This is a genomic window from Pseudomonas sp. PS02303 (assembly GCF_029959925.1).
Classification (GTDB): Bacteria; Pseudomonadota; Gammaproteobacteria; order Pseudomonadales; family Pseudomonadaceae; genus Aquipseudomonas; species Aquipseudomonas mandelii.
Map to the genome: position 1 here is coordinate 1 of NZ_JASCOM010000057.1, position 20,930 is coordinate 20,930.

Here is a 20,930-nt window from a genome sequence, read left to right on the forward strand (position 1 = left end):
CGCGGCAAAGCCTTGCTCCCACAGGATCTGCATCGACCCTGTAGGAGCGAGGCTTGCCCGCGAAGCTTTTAAGCCCTCGGCTTGACCGCCCCGCAATCCTGACCCAACCACACGGCGCGAGTATCGAGGCTACCCTTCTGCTGAAGGCCGGTCGCATTGAACGTGCCGTTGACCTTGGTGGTGAACTCACGATCACTGAGGAAAGTGGCGACTCCCGCGCCCTGCGCTTTCGGACAGCTGAAACGGAATTTCCACTGATTACCGCTGCGGTCAGTGATTTCCTGTTTGCAGCCCGATTGCGGGTCCGTCAGCGGGATATTGTCTGACTTCACTTGCTCCGGCGTCAGGCACGCCCGAATCCCCTTTCCGCCCATGGTGATGCCCTGCTTCTCCAGCTGCGCACGCTGTTGCGGAGTCATCTGGCCCTGCAACTGGCCGAGGATCAGCTGCAAGTCCGGCAGGTTCTGGTCATCGACCTTCATGTTGCTCGTGGTCAACTCCCACAAACCTGGCTGCAGCATCTGCGCCTGAGCGGCCAGGGGAACTGCTAAACCTAAAGCCACGGCCAAACCCAGCAGACGAACGTTCATCGAGTAACTCCTGATCAGTAGTGGCCGTTAGACGTCAGCCACAGGCTTCAGTTCATGGGCCAATTAAATAGCGACATTCTGCACGGAACATGGTCTGTTAAGCATTGAATCTTCAGGAGCAAGGCTGCCCCATGGATTACTTTGGACCGCACATTTTCGGCTACATGATTGCACTGCTTCATACGCTGGGCCTGATCGCAGCCATCCACGCCGTACTCACCGTCCGGACCGCCCAGGGCGCTATCGCCTGGGCCCTGTCGTTGATCTTCATGCCTTACCTCACGCTTATTCCGTATCTGGTCTTTGGCCGCAGCACCTTCGATGGCTACATCAAGGCGCGGCGCCAGGCCAACGAGGAAATGCGCAAGGCGATCTCAGAGCTCAACTGGCGCCCCTGGGTAGAAGAGGCGCTGACCGCACGCGCCTCCAACGCCTACGCGTCCCTGCGGGCGATGCCGAAACTGGGGCGCATGCCGTGCCTGGCGAACAACGAAGTGCGCTTGCTGATCAACGGCCAAGCCACCTTCGACGCAATTTTCGAAGCCATCGACAACGCGAAGGAAGCGGTGCTGATTCAATTCTTCATCATCCACGACGACCGCCTCGGCCAGCGCCTGCAAACCCTGCTGCTGAAGAAAGCCGCAGAAGGCGTGGCCATACACTTGCTGTACGACCGCATCGGCAGCCATTCCCTGCCCCACAGTTACGTGCAGCCGTTGCGCGATGCCGGCGTAGAGGTCAAAGCCTTCGCCACCCGCAGCGGCTGGCTTAACCGCTTCCAGGTCAACTTCCGCAATCACCGCAAGATCGTCGTGGTCGACGGGATTCTGGGCTTCGTCGGCGGGCATAACGTTGGCGACGAATACATGGGCGAGAAACCGCCGCTGGCGCCCTGGCGCGATACCCACGTGCGGGTATGCGGGCCGGTGGTGGCCTGCATGCAGGAATCGTTTGCCGAAGACTGGTTCTGGGCGGCGCGATCATTGCCACCACTGATCCTGCCGGACGTGTATCCGGACGACGGTGTGCTCTGCCAATTACTCGCCAGCGGCCCGGCCGATTCCTACGAAACCTGTTCATTGTTCTTCGTCGAAGCCATCCATGCGGCAACAGAAAGGGTGTGGATCACCAGCCCCTACTTCATCCCCGACGAAGCCGTGTTCGCTGCGTTGAGACTGGCCGCTCTTCGAGGCGTGGATGTGCGGCTGCTTCTGCCCTCACGACCGGACCACCGAATCGTTTACGCGGCCTCAAGCCTTTATGCTTTCGAAGCCGTGCGCGCAGGCGTGCGCGTGTTTCGGTACGCGCCGGGTTTCCTGCATCAGAAGGTGGTGTTGATCGACAGTGAAATCAGCGCCATAGGCAGCGCCAACCTGGATAACCGCTCATTCCGGCTCAATTTCGAAGTGATGTTACTGACCGTCGACAGCGCGTTTGCCGCCGAGGTGGAACAGATGCTCAATGATGACTTCGCCCAGGCCCACGAGATCGCCAAAGAAGAAAGCCGGGAGACCCGCCGCCTGCAACAGGTCGGCATGCGGATCGCCCGGCTTATTTCACCGATTCTCTAAAGGTAGATGTCGTCTCGCGTCCAAGGCAGTTCATGGCTGCCATCGGCGTGGGCTTTCACCGCGAGGATCTGGTGCAGGTTGATCCAGCCTCTGGCGAACGCGTAAGCGCATCCCGCCAGGTACAATCGCCAGATCCGTAGCGCCTGTTCCGGAACCAGTTTTGAAGCCGCTTCCAGATTGTCCTCCAGGCGTTCGCTCCAATGGTCCAGGGTGCGCGCGTAGTGCAGGCGCAGGCTCTCGACATCGACAATCTCCAGCCCGGCTTCGCTGATCTCGGCGGAGATCATCGACAGGTGCGGCAACTCGCCGTTGGGGAACACATATTTCTCGATGAAATCCCCGGCACCGCGCCCTACAGGTCGGCCATCCGTGTGCTTGGCGGTGATCCCGTGGTTCATTACCAGGCCGCCCTCTTTCACTGCGCCGAACAAGGTCTTGCAGTACTCGGCCAGGTTGGCGTGGCCGACGTGTTCGAACATGCCGACGCTGACCACCTTATCGAAGCGCCCGTCCTGAGGCAGATCGCGGTAATCGAGCAGTTGCAGTTCAACCAGATCGTCCAGGCCTTCGGCGGTCACTCTTTCACGGGCCAGGGCCAGTTGCTCTTTACTCAGGGTAATCCCGAACACTTTCGCGCCAAACTCGCGGGCCGCGAAACGGGCCAGCCCTCCCCAACCGCAACCGACATCCAGCAGGTATTCACCCGGTTGCAGACGTAGCTTGCGGCACAGGTGGCGGAACTTGGCTTGCTGGGCTTGCTCCAGCGTTTCGCTGCCGGTCTCGAAATAGGCGCAGGAATACGCCATGTCGCTGTCGAGCCACAGCTGATAAAACGCATTGGAAAGGTCGTAGTGGTAGGAAATCGCCTTCGCGTCGGTTTCCTTGTCGTGGAACGTGCGCACAGGCTGACTGTCGTCGTCCTCGCTCAACAACGCCTGACTCCATTCATCACAAACGCGGATCACGTCGCTGATGGAGCCTTCGAGTTCCAGCTTGCCTTCGACAAACGCCGCTCCGAGCGCGTCCAGGCTGGGATGAGTGAACTGGGTAACCATTTGTGGGTCCTTGACCACAATAGTGACGCTGGGCGTCGGCCCCAGGTTGAATTCATGGCCGTCCCAGAGTCGCAGGCGTAGCGGTAACTGCAGATTCTGTAAGGCCGGTGGAAGTTGCGCGAGCATGGAAAGTCCCCCTTGTTTCAGACGTCTGATGTGAGGGTAGACCATCCTAGAAAAATAGCTGGCTATCGATTTAATAGCGTTTTTCTATAACTCGCGGCGCTTAAACCAGCCGTCGTGCGTCCACAAAAGCAGATGGTCCTTACCCTAGATGACTACAAATTTGATGCACAGTTCTAAAAACTCGGTTTTGCCCTCATAGCCCTGGTTTAGAAGCGTTCAAGCCTCGTCTTTAATTTTCAGCAAAGGCTCCTGAAAGCGCAGCAGACGCCCTGCATTACCGAGCACCAACAACGTACTGAGGTTATGCAGCAACGCTGCAATCATCGCCCCCGCAGCACCGAGCCAGCCGAATGCCGCAAACGCGACAATCGCCAGGGTCCAGCCCAGACCGATGATCACGTTGACCTGCAAGGTCTGCCGACATTGGCGACTCAACCGGACACAGGTGCCGAGACGGCGCAGGTCGCTGCCGATCAACACAATGTCCGCCGACGCCAGCGCGATGTCCGCGCCACCCGCGCCCATGGCCACCCCCACGACGCCGGCCTTGAGTGCCAGCGAATCGTTGATGCCATCTCCCACCACCATCGGCCGGAAGCCGTTGCCGATTTCCGTCAGCACCCGGTTGAGTTTGTCCTCAGGCAGTGCCTGCGCTTCAACGTCACTGATGCCGACATCCCGTGCCAGTGTATGTGCGACGCTTTGCCGATCGCCCGTAAGTAACAACTGGCGACCCAAACCCAGTTCACGTAATTCACTCAAGGCAAAACGCGCCTCAGGTTTGACGCTGTCTGCCAGCAACAGCCAGGCCAGGAACTCACCGTTGAGTGCCAGACCGGCAATCGGGCCATCGTGTTCGGGAACCGCCGAAGTGGCGATGCCCAGTTGCGCGAATAGCTCTGGACGGCCGAGCGCTGCTTCGCCCTGCTCCGTCATCGCGACCACGCCCAGGCCCTGGCGCTCGTGGATGTCCGACAGCAGCAGAAAATGTTCCTGAGTGACCAACCCGGCGAGCGCACGGCTCACCGGATGACTGCTGGCCGAGCCGAGGCTCGCAGCGAGTTTAAGCACGTGACTGCGGTCCTCCAGCGGGCTGTCGATGGACTGCAAGCGCAAGGTGCCAAACGTCAGGGTTCCGGTCTTGTCGACCACCAGCGACGTGAGGTCCGCCAACTCTTCCAGGAACGCCGAGCTGCGAATCAGAATCCCGTGCCGCGCCGCCACCGCCACGCCGGCAATCGCCGTGGCCGGCGCCGATAACACCAACGCGCAAGGACACGCCGCCACCAGCACCGCGAGCATCGCCTGGGCATCATTGGTGACAAACCAGGTCACCGCGGCCAACAGCAATACCAGCACCATGTAACTGCCAGCGTAACGCTCAAGCAAACGGGTGATCGGCGGCTTCGAACGCTCGGCGCTTTGCATCAGGGCGATGACTTTACCGAGGGTCGATTCGTTGCCGGTGCGTGTCACTTCGAGGCGCAGCAAACCGTCGAGATTGATCGCGCCGCCAAAGACCTGCATGCCGACACCCGCCTCGATCGGCACCGACTCACCGGTGATCGATGCCGTGTCGAGGCTTGCCTGACCGGACAACACCCGACCATCGGCCGGCACTCGGTCGCCCGCACGTACCTCGACAATGTCGCCGGTTTTAAGGGTGCCGTTGTCGACTTCGACGATGGCTCCGTCAGCCTGAACCTTGCGAGCGTGACTGCGGGTCAGTTTGCCGAGCGCACGAATCGCTTCCTGGGAACCGATCACGCTGCGCTCTTCCAGCACGTGGCCGAAGATCATGATGATCGGCAACAACGCAGCAGTCAGCAGATCACCCGTCGCCCAGGCACCGAGCATGGCGAGGGCAATCAGCTGATCGGTGATCCCGTGCAAGCTCGGATATCGCAGGCTGTACCACGCCGAACGCATCACTGGCACGGCCACCAGCAACGATGCAAAACCCAACAGCAATTGACTGACGCCCGTCTGCTCCGGTGACAGCCAGCGCCAGATCAACCCGAGGCTGAGCAGGCCAAGGGCAAGCATGGCCAAGGTCAATTGGCGTGCAGCGCTGCGTTGTTCAGCCGAGGACAACAGGCTGGGTGCGGCGGCGGTTGGGGTGGTCATTGCGCTGCTCCCTGAATGATCAGGCGGGAATCATCTTTCGGATTGACCGTCGTTACTGAGCCGGCCTGGCCGAGAATCTTCGGCATCCGCTCGCGGTAGATACGCAGCAACATTTGCGGGTCAGTGCCCTGTTGTTGCGCGTGGGCCAGGCTCAACACCGTGGCCGTATCAGCCGAAGCTTTGGCCAGCCGTTCGCTCGCCTGGGCGTGGGCGACTTGCAGTGTCCGGTCGCCTTGTTCATTGGCGGTCTGGGTCAGTTTCTCGGCCTCGGTGCGCGCATTGGCGACGGTTTTGTCCGCTTGCTGGCTGGCGGTCAGCACCGCATTGAAAGCGTTCACCGCTGGGCCGGGCAGACTCGATTGCACGTCGACTCGCGCCACTTCGATACCCAGCCCCTGTCCTGTCGCGGTCAGCTCGGCCAGACGCTGATTGATGCCCTGCACCAAATCACCGCGCAGACGTTCGCGACGTTCTGCCGCCTGATTGTCGCTACCGATCAGTTCCGGCCGCGCCACCAAAATGGTGTCCAGGTCTCGCGCGGCCGTCAGGGCAACGGCGCTGCGGGTGACTAGCCGATCGAGTGCCGGCAAAACATGTTCACCTTGAAGCACGAAGGCATAAGGTTCGGTGACCTTGTAGAAAACCCGCACATCCAGCTGCACCACGCCCGCGTCACCGGTCAGCAAATAGCCCGATCCAGCGAGCGTATCGCTCAGCGGTGTCGCGAAAGACGCCACCCGATCGGCCTGCAACGCAGCATCGCTACGAAGCAGATTCTCCACCCGACGTTCGATCACCCGATCAGCTGCCGGCAACAAAATCACTTGCTCAAACGGGCGCGGCCAGGCCAATAGCAAACCGGCATTCTGGATGCGATCCAGCGCGCCGAAGTGCAGGACCACCGCCCGATTCTGAGGATCAATCTGCCGCACATTGGAGAATGCCCACGCTAACGCAGCCAGAACGGTCACGCCGTAAAGCGCCAAAAAAGCCAATCGCCCAGCCTGAATCCAGGGGCTGCTTAACTCATGTGTTCCACGTGGAACTAAATTCATGGCTGTGACCCGGACTTGTTATCGAGGGTCGGTGGACCGTCAACCAGCACCCGGAAAGGTGCAGCATCAGTGCGCAATATCAGCTTGGTGTCCGGGGTGACGATCGTGCCCAATGTATCGAGGGAGCGCAGCAAGTTGTAAAGCTGTGGCGAACCGGCGTAGGCACGGCCGTAAATCTGCGCGGCTTCGACGCGGGATTGGGCTTCAATATCGGCAGCTTTCACCGTCGCATCAGCTTGCACGATGCGCGCATCTCGTTCAGCCGCGGACCGGATTTGCGCGGCTTCACGCTTGCCGATGGCGGTGCGTTCGGTGGCAATTGTTTCACGCTCGGCGCGCATGCGATCGACGGTGGCGGTGAGCGTCACCGACGGCAGGGTCAAACGCTCGATACCCACTTGCAGCACGCGAACGCCATACGTGGTCAGCAACTGCTGATCGATCTGTTTACGCAACTGCGCTTCGAAGTCGGCAATGTGCACCTGATTGGCGTCAGTGTTGACCAGGTTGGCCAGGTCGAAACTGCTCGCGGTGGTTTCCAGTGCCGACCCCACAAACGTGCGAATCTGCCGCGCTGCTTCGTCCGGCTGATTCTGCACGGCGCGCATAAAGCGCTGCACATTGTCCGGGTCGCCCTGAACCTGCCACGCCACGTAGGCCTGAACAATGATGCGCAATCCGTCGCGCGTGCCCACATCCTGCAAACCGCTGGAGGTGGTGCGCAGCCGTAAGTCGACCGGAATGGCCGCTTCAAACGGTGCCGGCCAGCGCCAGCCGAGACCCGGCTCCAGCAACACCCGCGACGGATTACCGAAGCGAGTAATCACCGTGGCCTCCCCCGAGCGAACCTGCACCAGACTCGCTGCCGCGATGGCGAATGCCACGAGCAACGCCGCCCACCCCATGCGCCGCCACGGGAATGGACCGGCTTCCTGTGAATCACCGTGATGATGGTGGTGACCGTGGTGATGTCCGCCATGTCCGTGATCGTGGCCGGCGTGGTCGTCATGATCGTGAGAGTGCGACTGGCTCAATGGGCAGCTCCTGGCTGAGCGCTGTTGCGCGGCGACGCAGGATCGGCCGGCAGCGTGAAGGTACGTAGGTCGATGGTCGGTGCATTGCTGGTGCCGCCCGGACGATGATCGAGCACCAGCAATTTGGCGTTGGCCAGACCCTGGGTCAGTTGGCTGAAATACTGCTCCAGCAAGAACGCTTGGCCGGCACTGGCATAGGCTTTTTGTTCGGCGGTGAATTTCAGATCAGCCGCCTGCGCGGCGGAGTTGATTTCATGCGCGCTGGCGCTCGCCTGATCGCGAGCGATGCTGGCCTGCAACTGCGCTTGATTGGTCGCTTGCGCTGCTGCCCCGCGCTCACGCGAGATCAATGCCTGGGCACCAATCTGCGCCGCCTGAACGCCGTGATAAGCGTTGGCTGCACCGGCCGGCGGATGGATCGCCTCCACCACGGTGGCGAGAATTTCCACACCGCTGTCGAGCTTCTGCAGATCAGATTGCACGGCGCGGCCGATCTCCTCGGCCAGCCCTACCCTGTCCTCGCCAAGCAAACCGTCGAGGGTCCGCGAGGCAAAGTCGTGAACCAGAATCCGGCTGGCAGTGCTGCGAATCAGCGTCGGTACATCGGCGCTGTTGTACGTCGCGGCCAACGCCGCTTGATCGGTCAGACCAATGCGGTACACAAAGCGCACGTCCATGTTAACGATCTGAAAGCTCTGCTTGTCGGCACGACTGCTGGCGATCACCTGGGATTTATCGTTCACATGGCTGGCGTCCCACAAGCGATTGGCAATCGCCGGCGCCGGGCCTTCTGCAGGCTCCAGGACGACCGGCACCGATGTTTCGCCAACGCTTGTTGCCAACTCGTGAACCACGCCGTTTTCAACGCTCAACACCCGACCCAGCGGCCACGGCAAACCGGCGTGCAACCCCGGACCAAACACTTCTACGGGTTTGCCGAAACGCTCGTAGATGCCCCGCCCTTGCAGGGGTATTTCGTGGACGCCGGTGAGCGACCAGCCGACGATCGCCACCACCGCCATCACCGGCAAAAATGCCCGACGCATATAGGTGAAGGCCCAGATCTGCCGCAAGTCGATACCGAAGCGGTTATGCAATTCGTGCTGCAACGCCAGCAACGGTTGTGGCGGCCAACGCAGCATGTCGGCGACAACACTTCGTGCCAGCAACGTCGGTTCAAAGTGTTCACGGCGAGGACTGAACAACGACAACATGGCGCGTAGCAGCAACTCGGCCGCGACCAGTCCCGGCAGCAACCCGATCAACACGGCAAGGCGTACTGGCCAGACCGAAGTTTCGCTGCCAAACAACAAACACAACGCGCTGAGCACCAGGCAAATGATCGCCACCCGGCTCAGTTGCGCCAACTGCCCCGCTTCTGGCCATTGGGCGACGTTTTCCTGGGCGAGCTGACGCTCAAGCACCAGCAAACAGAAGGCCAGCAACAACGACAGCACGGCACCGACGCTTGCCGATAATCCCAACGCTGCGGGCGCCAACGCGAGGCTCCAGAATTGGCTGATGCTGTAGATCGCCAACAGTGCCCAACCGGCGAGCCATAGGGTCGGTGCGCCGATCTGCCCGAGCAAGCGCACCCAGCGCTGACCGAGCCGCTCCAGCAGTCGCTCATACCAGCCATCGGGGGCAACGGTTTCATCCGAAACAACCTCTGGCAGCGGCGGATTCATCGCTTGCGCGCGCCACTGAGTCACCCACCATGCCGATTGCAGGCCGGCAATCAGCACCAGCAAACCGGCGCTCTGATTCACCAGCAACGGGGCCCACAGCGACAACGGCGCAAACAGCCCGACAAAAAACGCCAACACCAACCCGACCGCCGCCAAGGCACTCAGGCCGATGGCGAGCTGACGCAATCGCCGCCCTTGAAAAACCGCCTGCTGAAAGCGCGGCAGCCCGGCTACCTGCGTTCCATCGACTTCGAGATCGACTTGCATACCACCCCAGTGCTTATCATTGGCCACATCGCAATTCGTTACGATATAACGAAAGTGGTGAAATTTTTGTACTAAATCGCTCTATCTAAAGATGCCCAACCTGTCGCTACGCTGAAGCCTTGACCGAAATAGCCGTAAACGCACATATTACGCTCATAATTTTAATCAAAGACTACGTTTACCCAGCCCATTTCCCTTTCAGTCCAGGAGTACATCCATGAGCACTTATGACGTCGTGATACTGGGCGGTGGCCCCGGCGGTTACAACGCAGCGATCCGCGCGGGCCAACTGGGCCTGAAAGTAGCGTGCGTGGAAGGTCGGGCGACCCTCGGCGGAACCTGCCTGAATGTCGGCTGCATGCCCTCCAAGGCACTCCTGCATGCCTCGGAACTCTACGACGCCGCCATGGGAACGGAATTCGCCAACCTGGGGATCGAGGTCAAACCCACTCTCAACCTCGCCCAGATGATGAAGCAGAAAGATGAAAGCGTGACCGGGTTGACCAAGGGCATCGAATTTCTGTTTCGCAAAAACAAAGTCGATTGGATCAAAGGTTGGGGCCACATCGGCGGGCCGGGCAAAGTGACGGTGACCGACAACCAAGGTGGCAAGACCGAACTGAGTGCCAAGGACATCGTCATCGCCACCGGCTCCGAGCCCACTCCCCTGCCCGGCGTCCAGATCGATAACGAACGCATCCTCGATTCCACTGGCGCGCTGTCGCTGGCCGAAGTGCCGAAGCACTTGGTAGTGATCGGCGCCGGCGTGATCGGCCTGGAACTGGGTTCAGTGTGGCGCCGCCTGGGCGCCCAGGTGACCGTGATCGAATTTCTCGACCGGATCTGCCCCGGTGTGGATGCTGAGGCGGGCAAAACCCTGCAGCGCTCGCTGAGCAAACAGGGCATCAGCTTCAAGTTGAGCTCGAAAGTGACCAGCGCCACCCCGTCCGCAAACGGCGTTCAGCTCAGCGTGGAGCCGGCGGCGGGCGGCACTGCCGAGACGATTGAGGCCGATTACGTGCTGGTGTCCATCGGCCGTCGGCCTTACACCGAGGGTTTGGGTCTGGAAAACGTCGGCCTCACCACCGACAAACGCGGCATGCTCGCGAACAAGGGCCATCGCACCGATGCTGCGGGCGTGTGGGTGATCGGCGATGTCACGTCCGGGCCGATGCTCGCCCACAAGGCCGAAGATGAAGGCATGGTGTGCATCGAGCAAATCGTCGGCAAGGCGGGCGAGGTCAACTATGACTTGATCCCCAATGTCATTTACACCAAGCCTGAACTGGCCAGCGTCGGCAAGACTGAAGAGCAGCTCAAGGCAGAAGGTCGCGCGTACAAAGTCGGCAAATTCCCCTTCACCGCCAACAGCCGGGCGAAGATCAACCACGAAACCGAAGGCTTCGCCAAAGTGCTGGCCGATGAGCGCACCGACGAAATTCTCGGCGTGCACCTGGTCGGACCGAGCGTCAGCGAAATGATTGGTGAGTATTGCGTGGCGATGGAGTTCAGCGCTTCGGCGGAGGACATCGCGCTGACGTGCCATCCGCATCCGACGCGGTCCGAGGCGTTGCGTCAGGCGGCGATGAATGTGGAGGGGATGGCGACGCAGATGTGAGCCCGCCTGCCAGATGATCGTTCCCACGTCGAGGCGTCGAACCGTCCGCGTGGGAACGATCCTGCTCGGTCTAAAGCGGCAAATGCCCCAACGGCAACGCCCCCGGCGTCTTCACCGTGTGAATCGCAAAGTTGCTGCGGATATCACTTACACCCGGCAATTTCAGCAGGCGCTCGGTGAGAAAGCGGTCATATCCGCGTAGATCCGGCACCACCACTTGCAGCAGAAAATCCGATTCCCCTGACACCAGGAATGCCGAAATCACCTCCGGCAGTGCGGTGACGGCCAGGCGAAAGGCTTCGGCCTGCTCATCGTTGTGGCGCTCAACCTTGACCCCGACAAACACCGTCAGCCCAAGTCCCACTTCGTCACGATCAAGGTTGGCCTGATAGCCGCGAATCACGCCGGCCTCCTCCAGCATCCGCACCCGACGCAAACAGGGGGAAGCGGACAAACCGATCTCGTCGGCCAATTGCACATTGCTCAGGCGCCCGTCCCGTTGCAGGGCGGCGAGAATCTTGCGGTCGTAGGCGTCCAGCTTCATGGCTTGGCAGATCCTGATGGTTTTATCGTCACAAAGTGGCAGGTTATGCCAATTACCCAGCATTTAGAAGCTGACTTCGCAAGCACCTGCCCCACCCTTCAACCCTAGACTGGCGCTACCGAATCAACAACGAATGGGGTGCAACGTGGAAGGACTCTGGCTGTTTTTCATGGCGCTGGCAGTGGTGTATCTGTTGCCCGGCCCGGACATGATTCTGCTGCTGCAAACCGGCGCCCGTCAGGGCAAAGGCGCGGCGTTGGCAACGGCGGTGGGTCTGGGCATTGCTCGTGGATGTCATGTGGCGCTGGCCGCGCTGGGGCTGGCGGCGCTGTTCAAGGCTGCGCCGTGGACCTTCGACGTGGTGCGCCTGGCGGGAGCCGCCTACCTGTTGTGGATCGGCATTCAGTGCCTGCGAACCACGATGTTGCCGAACCTGAATGGCGCAGACGCAACCGGCGAAAAACCATGCTGGCGGGCCTCCATCCAGCGCGGCTTGCTGACCAACCTGCTCAACCCCAAGGCGTTGCTGTTCTGCTCAGTGTTATTGCCCCAGTTCATCAACCCTCACGCCGGACCGGTGCTCGCGCAATTTGCGGTATTGGGCATGCTGCTGGTCGGCGTCGGTTTGCTGTTCGACAGCGCCTATGCCTTGACCGGCGCCGCGCTGGGCCGCTGGCTGCAACGCAGCCCCTCGGCCCAGCGCCTGCAACAATGGGTGTTCGGCAGCCTGTTGATCGGCTTCGCGGTGCGGCTGACCTTTGTTCAACAGGCATGAGCCTTACTGGGCTTTACGGCGCCGCCGGTTGATCAATACCAGCGCCGCGGCCATCACCGCGATAACACCACCGATCTGCAATGGCCACTTGTACGGCCGCAGCGCCGAACGGGCGGCGTCAGTCGCCTGGGTCACATACCGTTTGCTGGCATTCTCGAAGTCGGGATACGGGCACTGGTGGCCGAAATCCACCGCCCAATCCACGTAGGGCCCTTCTTTGACATAGCGCTGGTACAGCGCACTTTGGTCTTGAAGGCTGCTGTTCCATCCCGCCGCCGAGCACAACACAGCAGCAAAGGCCTGGCTGGTGTGAGGCAGGTTATCGGCGGCGCGGTTGGCCAAGGCCGTGGCGACGAATCGATAGTGGTAGCGCTCGTCGGGCTTCGCGGCACTGGCTTGCTGGCGCTGGACTTCACTTTCGGCCACCAAGGGGCCGACCTTCAGTTCAGTCGTCTCCAGGCTGTAATTGCCGCCAAACGTGGCGTAGTCCGGGGCCATTTCATAACCCAGAATGTCCATGCCCCACTCGCGTGCCGTCCAGGCTGCGTTGAACAGAGCAGACGCACGCTTGGTCGGCCACCACGCTGAATCAGCGAGCTGACGCTGTTGCGCATACAACCGGGCCTTTTTCTGTAGATCGGGGTTGTCGAAATACACCAGCGCCTCGTCGTAGCGCTCTTCACGCAGTAATCGACGCCCGAGCAGGTTGCGCAGTTGCGCCGCCACCGGCAACGGCACGTAGTTGTCGCGATCCTGCTGGCTGAGCGCTGGCGGCGCCGGCACCTGGGTGTCAACGTAATGCTTTAGCTCATCGACGGTCAGCACGCGCTCGGCAACGGTCGCGGCATCGAACCAATAGATACTTTGGCTGCGATAAAGCTGATCGAACGCTTGCAGGTAATCCCCGCGTTGCAGCGCCAGAATCGCGCTTTCACCCTCGACCCGGCACTTGGGCTGCAGGCTTTCGAAATCATAGTCAGGCGTGCGTCGCTCGCCCCACGATTCGTTCTGCGGGAAGGCCTGGGCCGCCTTGGCATACGCCGCAGCCGCTGCACTTTTGTCACCCTCACGCAACGCCAGTTTCGCCCGCAGCCACCACGCCAGACCGCCGTCCCCGGCATGCTCAAGGAACGCTTTGGCGCTGGTGTAATCGCCCTGTTGATAATTCATCGCCGCCAGTCGGTCCGCGTTGTCCAGACTGCCCCGGGTGCTGCTTTGCAGGAGTTTGATCAGCTTCAGTTCATTCGGCGGTTGATCACCGAATGACCAGCCCAGGCGACTGATCAGCGACGCCGTCACCAGTTGTTGCACCGGTTTGCCCTTGAGCAACTCGGTCAACTGATCTTCAGGCATCGCCAGCAAATCCGCCATCAACAGCTTCAGCGAGGTGTAACCCACCGCCGAACCGTGGCGATTTTGCGTGGCGTACAGATTGATGGCGCTGTTCCAGTCGCCAGCGGTGCGCGCCACGCGGGCCTCCTCGCCGAGGCTGGCGACACCGAGTTCCAGCGGGTCGCTGAAGCCGTCGATGCTCAGCTGACGGGCCTGCTCGAAGGCTTTGCGCGACTGTGCCAACAGGTCAGGCGCTGCGTCTGCTTCGGCGCTCTGGGCAAACAGCGTCCGGCCCAATGAATAAGCGGCCCAGGTGCTGCGCAAGGCGCGTTGATCCGCCGGCAGCGCCAGCACTTTCTGGAAGTACTCGGCGGCCAGCGCATGATCACCGGCGTTAAACGCCACCGCACCCGCCAGATAGAAACGAAGCTCGGCCGGCAGGCTCGCGCCCTGGGTCTCGACTTGACGGGCCTCGGTCAGCGCGCGCAACTGTTTGACCAGGGCTTGCTGCTCCGCCGTCAACCCGGCCTGTTCGGCCTTGTCCCGCTGCTCGGCGTAGTCGGTTGCCTCCAGGCCGTAAGGGGACGACTCGACGTTCTTGAGCCCTGCGATCACATGCCCCAGGCGATTGATCTCGAACTGGAAGTTGCCTTCCGGCAGCTCCGCCAGCGATTGGGCGCGGTTGTCCAGCAAGCGCATCGGGAAGTCCGGCCCGCAGGCCAACGCCGAACCCAGCGGCAGGCTGAGGCTCAGGCAAAGCACATGGCGGGGCCAGTTACGGGTGAACATTCGAACCTCCTTGATCAATGTGTGCGCAGCGAGCCCAACCGATGGCGCGCTGCTCGCCGGCCGGTATCCGGCCGTCGCGCAGGCGGGTGAAGGTAAGCAGATCCGGGCTTTGTTGCAATGCGTAACCGGCCAGCGCATCGGCACCGTCGCAGCCGCGAACCGCCAGCGTGACGCGTTCGGGCCAGGCGTTGTCGAGGTTGCCTTGATTGCTGACGCTGATGTCATAGAGGTCGTCTTGCGCGATGAGTTTCAAACTTAACCGACTATTGAGCGAATCTCCGCGAGCAACGGCCCTCAGCGTGTTCAGGCTCCAGGCCCGACGATCACCCGCCAGCGGCAGACGAAACCAGATCAGACCGGTCAGATGCGCCGGTGGATCGGCGCGCAACTCGGCGGCGAGTGCGCTCAGTTGCAAGGGATCCGCCAGCAATTCCCGGCGTTGGCCGGCTCGCCCGACAGGCACTTCGCTTTCCACGACCGGCGCACCGCTGGCGCCCGGCAACAGGGCCACGCCATAGGCGGGCAGCGCCAGGTAAAAGGGTTTTGAGGTGATGAGGCTCCAGGCGTTTACCCATTTCCTGGCTTGATCCGGATCAAACAGACCACGACGCGGATCACTCACCGCATGCACCTGCAACACGCTGCTGTCGACGGTCGCCAAGAGTGCCGGCAATTCAGGGCTGTCGAGCCAGGCAGGCAATGCGGTGATGCTCAACGGCAAAGCGGCGGGTAAAGCCGCGCGCAGGTGAGTAAGAAATTCGCGGTAAGCCGGTAGCCGGGCGCTACCGGCGTCGTGGTCGATTTCCACGCCAGAGAGCGTCAGCCCCTGCCCTTGCCACTCGCTGAGCACTTGCTGGATGTGCGTCGTGACGTCGTCCTGATCCAGCGACTTGAGCTGGCCGTCAAGGCGAATCACCGCAATCAGCGGTCGACCATCGCGCTTGAGCAACGCCGGATCGATTCGCGCCCGGCTCCAGCCGGCCTGAGGAAACGCCTGCAAGGCCAGCACCCGCAAGGTCGAAAAGTCCGCGCGACTGTCTTGCAGGGCGGCGTCATGGGCTGACGTCCATTGCCGTTGCCAGACGTAGAGCTGCTGATCGAGCGGCGGCGCGTCTGTTTGCTCGCAACCGTTGAGCAGCGCCAGAGCAACAAGCAGGACAGAAAGACGAACTAACAACATGAAATCCCTGATCCTGGAAACACAGGGCTACAGGGTACACAAAACTTGTGGGAGCAAGCCTTTGTGGTGAGGGGATTTATCCTCTCACCACAAGGCAGCATCTACAGAGAGTGGCTACACCAAGGGCTTGCGGGCAATGATCACCTGACTTTTCGCCACGACCGCGTCCAGCGCCTGTTTGATCTGCGCGCCACGGGGCGACGCCAGAATGGCCTGCCACGTGTCGGCCCAGTGGTTGAGCAGCGGGTGGTCAGGATTGCTGAAATCGACCTTGGCTTCCCAGAACAACAGCATCCACATCGACCAGTAAAACCCGTACTGGCTGTGGCTGAGCACTTCCAGGCCAGCGTCGCTGACCATCGCCTTGAACTGCTCTTCGCTGATGATGCGAATGTGGTTGGGCTTCTGAAAATACTCGGGCGCGGCGATGTCTTTTTGCAGGTCTTCGGAGCTTGGGTGCGGGACGCTGAGCAAATACAACGCGCCCGGTTTGCCGACACGCACCAGTTCAGCAAGGAACTGCGCCGGATCGTCCACGTGTTCGATGACTTCGGTGGACACCACGCGAGTGGCCGTCGCATCGGCAATCGGCAGCGGGTTGCAGTCGGTGACGTGGCATTCGATGTCACGCGCCGGTGTGTCGCTCAGGCGCTGTCGGGTGGCTTCGACCTTGGCCGCGTCGATGTCGGCGATGATGATCTTCGCCCCGCGCATGCCGCAGAAATGCACGTTACCGCCGTCACCGCAGCCGACGTCCAGTAGCGTGTCTTCGGCGGTCACCGGGAACCCGGTGAACAGCTCGCCGGTTTGCTGATTGAACCAGCCGCTGAGCATCGCGTCGTGCAGGCCGAGCATGTACGGATCGACCTTCTCGACCGTGTCCGCCACAGGCGCCACGGGAACGGGCGTACCCGCCGTGAGTTTCTTCAAAAGGCTCAGCATGAGGTAGCTCCAGAGGTTTGGGCGGCTGTTCGGGACGTGCCCAGGCGTTTGACCAGCGAGGCACCGCGGTTACGCATGGGCATTTCGATGAAGCGGTAGTTGAGTTCGCTCAACAAAGCGATCAAACCGCCAGCAATCATCAGTGTCAGGATCGGATGGCCGCCGGAATTGGGCAGACCGGCGCCCTGCAAGCGGAACGTGAATTCGCGCACCAGCAAATAAGCCGGTATGTGGATCAGATAGATCCCGTAGGAGCGACTGCCGGCCCACGTCATCAGGTTCTTCAACACGCCCCGTGGCAGCAGGTAGTCGCGATTGTAGGAAGCGATCCAGACCAGCACCGCGCACAACACGGCGATCGTGCCGATGCGGTAATGAGTGAACGTGAAACGATCCGTCGCCATGAAACTGAGCACCAGCGACAGCGCGACCAATGCTGTCACCCCGGCCCATGGACGGCGCAGGAACGTCGGCTCCCAGCGCAGATACGAGGGTTGCGCACTCCACATCGCCAACAGGATGCCGAGTGCCAGCGCATCGGTGCGAACCACCATCAGGATCGGTGTGCGCAACGTGAACAACTGCACCGCGACCAGCGCCAGCAAGGCCCAGACCAGGTGCTTGCGACAGATCAGAATCAGCAGCGGAAACAACAGGTAGAACTGCTCCTCCAGCGACAGGCTCCAGTACACGAAACTGGTGCCGTACTCATAGTTATAGAAGCTGTCGGCGAAGCGGAAGTTCGCGTACTGCGCGACCCCGGCCAGGGTCGCCTGAAGGTTGGCGTGCAGCGTGCCGAACGCTCCGGAGCGATTGAGAAAAATGCAGCCCAGCAACATCAGCGCCAGCCACAACCACGCCGACGGCAGCAATCGAAAGGCCCGGCGCAGCCAGAAGTTACGCGTCTGCTGCCAGTACTCCTGACGGGTGTTGCAACCCTGCAACGCCGGGATCAGGCTGCGCGCAATGACAAACCCGGAGATGGCGAAAAACAGATCCACGCCCCACCACGGCTGCCCCCACACGGTGATGGATTGCAACAGCGGCACCGGGGCCGCAAACAGGCTGTCTTGCAGGTGATGAAACAACACACCGAGCACCGCAATGCCGCGCAACAACTCGATGTCCATGATCCGTCTGTCGTTATTCATGCCGTCCTCCTGGACGTTGCCCTGTTTTCCACCCCATTCAACACTGCGCGGATCATGCTTCGCGGGTATCCGGAGCGACGCGGGTTTCAAGGAGCTGCGCGAAGAAGGCTTTGAGTCGTTGCTCGGCGGTGGCCTGGCTGCAGAATTTTTCGAGGCTGGCCACCGAATGCGCGGACATCTGCGCGTAACGCTTGGCGTCGTTTTTGGCGACGTCATAGCTGGCCCGATAAGCGCGGCACAACGATTCCCAGTTCGTCACGTAACGCAGGGTTCGGAACGCCCTGCGCGGGTCGTGGGGCCAGGCCGTCAGCTCGTCGGTGGAGTCGATCAGAAACGCATTATCGGCATCCAGGTAATCGATCATCGCCGTGGTGCGTGGCGCGACCGCCGGTTTGCCGCAGGACATGAACTCCATCAGCGGCAGGCACTGGCCTTCGCCGTAGGAGGTGTTGACCACAAAGCGGGTTGCCTGCACCAGGTGCTCGTAGTCCGAATCCGCGAGGTAGCCGTAGATCAGCACGATGCGGCAGCGATAGGACTGGTTTTTGTACAAATGGTGAAGGATGTCGGTCAGCGCTTCTTCGGCATCGTGGTGGGTCAGTTTGAGCACCAGCGTCGCGTCATCCACCTCGCGGAACGTCACGCAGAAGGCACTGAGCATGTCTTCCCAATTCTTGCGCCCATCACCCGGGTTGAACACCGAGGTGTAAATCACGCCGTCGAGCACCAGTTCGTGTTCACGGGGCGGTGCTTCGAAATCGATACCTTCGCCTTCGCGTAACGACGCCGGCCCAAAGGCTCGCAAGTCCAGGGTGCGGCTGTCGGCCACCAGGCCTTTGATCTTCAAGCGCACCTGACTCGCCAGTGGCTGACGTTGCAACTGGGCGCCGCGTGCCGAGAATCGATCCCACACCGGCGCCGGCACCGCGACGATCGAATAGTCGGCGCCCATCGCCTCGCGCACGGCGTTTACCGTGTAGCTGGAATGGGTAATCGCCGCGCCTGAAGCACGCAATACCGTGCGCCAATCATTGCGCGGCTCACCCGCAAAGGGTTCGTTGGGAATGGTGCTGAATTCCCACGCAAACACCGGCAAGGTCGGACAGGCGAAGTGCACCGGCGTGCAATGCGGCGGCGAGAACGACAGGAACACGCAGTCTTCACCTCGGGACAGCGCGTCGCGGTACAAGGCATCGACTTCGGTCTGCGGGTCTCTGACTTCCACCACACGCCCCAGACGTTCCAGCACCGGCCGGTATTCCTTGAGCACGAAGTAATAGCTGTACTCCGAACGGCCAAGGTTCTGGGCGATGGTGTGCTGGTTGGTTTCCGAATGAATGATGATCAGCATGAGGCGTTATCCGTCACGGCCGCTGCCGGCAAAGCCTGCGGCGTCAGCCCGAAAAAATCCGCCAGGCGCTTCTGCACCGGGGCGAAGGCGCAGTAGTCGTGCATGCGCTCGACCGCATCGCCCGACATGCGCCGGTACTCCAGCGGTTGCTCCTTGGCCGTCCGGTAGCTGTTTTCGTAGGCGGTTTTCAGCGAGCCCCAGTCCGGGCGATAACGCAGGGTCCGGTAAATGATTCGGGTGTCTTGTGGCCAGATGGTCAGCTCTTCGCTGGACTTGACCACAAACGCCACACGCTCATCGATGTAATCCTCCATGGCGGTGTGGTCCGGGGCGATCACCGGCTTACCGCTGGCCATGAACTCCATCAGCGGCAGGCACAACCCCTCGCAGCGCGACGCGTTGACGTAATAACTGGCGGCTTCGTACAACCGGGCGTATTGCGGATCATCCAGGTAACCGTGCATCACCACCACCCGACAGGCGAACGGCGAGAGTTGCGCGAGCAAGGTCATCAGCTCGTCGTAGTAGGAAGACAGGTCGCTCTGGGTAATCTTCAGCACCAGCGTGGCATCATCCGTTTCGCGAAAGGCCCAGCAGAATGCGGTGATCAGTTGATGCCAGTTCTTACGACCATCCCTAGGGTTGAACACCGTGACATACACCACGCCATCCACCTGGATTTCGACCCGGGAAGTGGTGTCCGGCCAATCCCGCGGTGCAGGCTCGGGCACGGCCATCGTCTGCGGGCCAGCGATAGCCGGCAGATATTCGGCGAGCCGTGCATGAGCGGTATCGGAAAGAAGATCTCGGATGCCTTCCCAATACCACTGGCTCAGAAAGTGCGTGCGATGCACCGGGACGGGCAGCGTTTTGCCCATGTCCCGACGCCACATGTGCAGGTAATGGCGAGCGATGACGAAGCGACGTTTTAGCGTCAACGGCGGCGGCTTCAATGCCTCCAGCGCCGCCAGTTCCTCGGCGCTCGGCGGTACGGGAATCAGCGCGTCGGCAGACAGCCCAAGCGTGCGCGTATCGAAGATGCAGCCCTTGATCTCCAGTGTCGAACCGGTATTCACCGGCGCGCTGGCGTGGTGGCTGCGAATGGCCGCGAAGTTCTCCCACAAGGGCGTGGGCAACACCAGCACGGGGAAATCTTCGCCCATGGCCCGCCGAATCGCCCGGGCCGTGTGGCTGGAAAGCGTGATGACCCGGCCCTGGCGTGCCAGCATCTGCGTCCAGTCCTGACGTGGGTCGTTATCCCATTGCTCATCGGGAATGGAGTCGAACTCCCAGGCCACCACGCAGATCGTCGGGCATTCAAGATCGTTCGGGGTTTTCTGCGGCGGGGTGAACGACAGGAACAGGCTGTCTTCGCCGGTGGCCAGCAATTGTCGATAGAGAGGATCGACCTCGGCGGTGGAGGACACCACATGCACCCGCCCGAGGCTTTCGAGCACCGGGCGATAAGCCTTGAGCACGAAGTAATAACTGTATTCGGGACGACCGAGGCTCTGACTGATGGAGCTGTCGTTGACGTCCGAGTAAAGAATGAAGTTCATGGCATCCCACGATGAAACCGCCATCCCGGCAGCCCCACTCTATGACGGCAAAGCCACGGATCGACCCGGCGTTTGCCAGTCGTCGTCCAGCGCCTTCTTGCCCGTCTACGTTCTTGTTTTAATGGTCAGCTTCGCGGGGTGTGAATACCACCCGGCCGAACCCTGGGTAATCGTGA

At 61.2% G+C, this 20,930-nt stretch carries 16 protein-coding genes; 3 read left to right on the forward strand and 13 right to left on the reverse strand.

The annotated features are described in order from the left end of the window. Positions 1–68 precede the first annotated feature (68 nt). Positions 69–590, reverse strand: coding sequence for a DUF3617 domain-containing protein (locus QMX98_RS15240; RefSeq protein WP_083375417.1), 522 nt, complete (start codon positions 588–590; stop codon positions 69–71). 131 nt (positions 591–721) lie between these two features. Between QMX98_RS15240 and cls the strand changes: the two genes are divergently transcribed. Then, complete coding sequence (gene cls / locus QMX98_RS15245) at positions 722–2,161, forward strand: cardiolipin synthase (protein WP_010465398.1); 1,440 nt, start codon at positions 722–724, stop codon at positions 2,159–2,161. Here the strand turns inward: cls and cfaB are convergent. From cfaB to QMX98_RS15270, 5 genes are all read right to left on the reverse strand, one after another. Beyond that, positions 2,158–3,342: a C17 cyclopropane fatty acid synthase CfaB gene (gene cfaB, locus QMX98_RS15250; RefSeq protein ID WP_010465400.1), complete on the reverse strand. Its 1,185-nt coding sequence runs from the start codon at positions 3,340–3,342 to the stop codon at positions 2,158–2,160. The two genes, cls and cfaB, sit on opposite strands and share 4 nt — an antisense overlap. A gap of 216 nt (positions 3,343–3,558) precedes the next feature. Further along, positions 3,559–5,469 (reverse strand): cation-translocating P-type ATPase, encoded by a 1,911-nt coding sequence (locus QMX98_RS15255; protein ID WP_282410985.1) that lies wholly within the window; start codon positions 5,467–5,469, stop codon positions 3,559–3,561. Then, the gene (locus QMX98_RS15260) at positions 5,466–6,524 is read right to left on the reverse strand and encodes a protease modulator HflK (protein WP_077748520.1); all 1,059 of its coding nucleotides are present in this window, start codon (positions 6,522–6,524) and stop codon (positions 5,466–5,468) included. The genes QMX98_RS15255 and QMX98_RS15260 overlap by 4 nt, the downstream gene beginning before the upstream one ends. After that, positions 6,521–7,558 carry a protease modulator HflC gene (locus tag QMX98_RS15265; RefSeq protein ID WP_010465405.1) on the reverse strand — a complete coding sequence of 346 codons (1,038 nt, stop codon included), beginning with the start codon at positions 7,556–7,558 and terminating at the stop codon, positions 6,521–6,523. The genes QMX98_RS15260 and QMX98_RS15265 overlap by 4 nt, the downstream gene beginning before the upstream one ends. Beyond that, positions 7,555–9,513, reverse strand: coding sequence for a protease modulator HflK (locus QMX98_RS15270; RefSeq protein WP_282410997.1), 1,959 nt, complete (start codon positions 9,511–9,513; stop codon positions 7,555–7,557). The genes QMX98_RS15265 and QMX98_RS15270 overlap by 4 nt, the downstream gene beginning before the upstream one ends. Before the next feature lie 217 nt (positions 9,514–9,730). On the opposite strand from QMX98_RS15270, the gene lpdA reads away from it, so the two are divergent. Further along, complete coding sequence (gene lpdA, locus QMX98_RS15275) at positions 9,731–11,131, forward strand: dihydrolipoyl dehydrogenase (protein WP_282410986.1); 1,401 nt, start codon at positions 9,731–9,733, stop codon at positions 11,129–11,131. Positions 11,132–11,201: 70 nt separating this feature from the next. Here lpdA and QMX98_RS15280 read toward each other — a convergent pair whose 3' ends face one another. Further along, a complete protein-coding gene (locus QMX98_RS15280; RefSeq protein ID WP_010465412.1) occupies positions 11,202–11,675 on the reverse strand; it encodes an Lrp/AsnC family transcriptional regulator in 474 nt (157 codons plus the stop codon). Between the two features lie 145 nt (positions 11,676–11,820). On the opposite strand from QMX98_RS15280, the gene QMX98_RS15285 reads away from it, so the two are divergent. Continuing rightward, the gene (locus tag QMX98_RS15285; protein ID WP_138739040.1) at positions 11,821–12,450 is read left to right on the forward strand and encodes a LysE family translocator; all 630 of its coding nucleotides are present in this window, start codon (positions 11,821–11,823) and stop codon (positions 12,448–12,450) included. 3 nt (positions 12,451–12,453) lie between these two features. Here the strand turns inward: QMX98_RS15285 and QMX98_RS15290 are convergent, their stop codons facing one another. From QMX98_RS15290 to QMX98_RS15315, 6 genes are all read right to left on the reverse strand, one after another. Beyond that, entirely contained in the window at positions 12,454–14,571 is a 2,118-nt protein-coding gene (locus QMX98_RS15290; protein WP_282410987.1) for a hypothetical protein, read from the reverse strand. Then, positions 14,558–15,751: a DUF3142 domain-containing protein gene (locus QMX98_RS15295; protein ID WP_282410988.1), complete on the reverse strand. Its 1,194-nt coding sequence runs from the start codon at positions 15,749–15,751 to the stop codon at positions 14,558–14,560. The genes QMX98_RS15290 and QMX98_RS15295 overlap by 14 nt, the downstream gene beginning before the upstream one ends. Positions 15,752–15,865: 114 nt before the next feature. Then, a complete protein-coding gene (locus tag QMX98_RS15300; protein ID WP_077748515.1) occupies positions 15,866–16,693 on the reverse strand; it encodes a class I SAM-dependent methyltransferase in 828 nt (275 codons plus the stop codon). Next, the gene (locus QMX98_RS15305) at positions 16,687–17,844 is read right to left on the reverse strand and encodes an acyltransferase (protein WP_282410989.1); all 1,158 of its coding nucleotides are present in this window, start codon (positions 17,842–17,844) and stop codon (positions 16,687–16,689) included. Before QMX98_RS15305 ends, QMX98_RS15300 begins: the two co-directional genes overlap by 7 nt. 52 nt (positions 17,845–17,896) lie before the next feature. Further along, positions 17,897–19,195, reverse strand: a complete 1,299-nt coding sequence (locus QMX98_RS15310; protein WP_282410990.1) for a glycosyltransferase — start codon at positions 19,193–19,195, stop codon at positions 17,897–17,899. Continuing rightward, a complete protein-coding gene (locus QMX98_RS15315) occupies positions 19,189–20,754 on the reverse strand; it encodes a glycosyltransferase (RefSeq protein ID WP_282410991.1) in 1,566 nt (521 codons plus the stop codon). Before QMX98_RS15315 ends, QMX98_RS15310 begins: the two co-directional genes overlap by 7 nt. Positions 20,755–20,930: the final 176 nt, after the last annotated feature.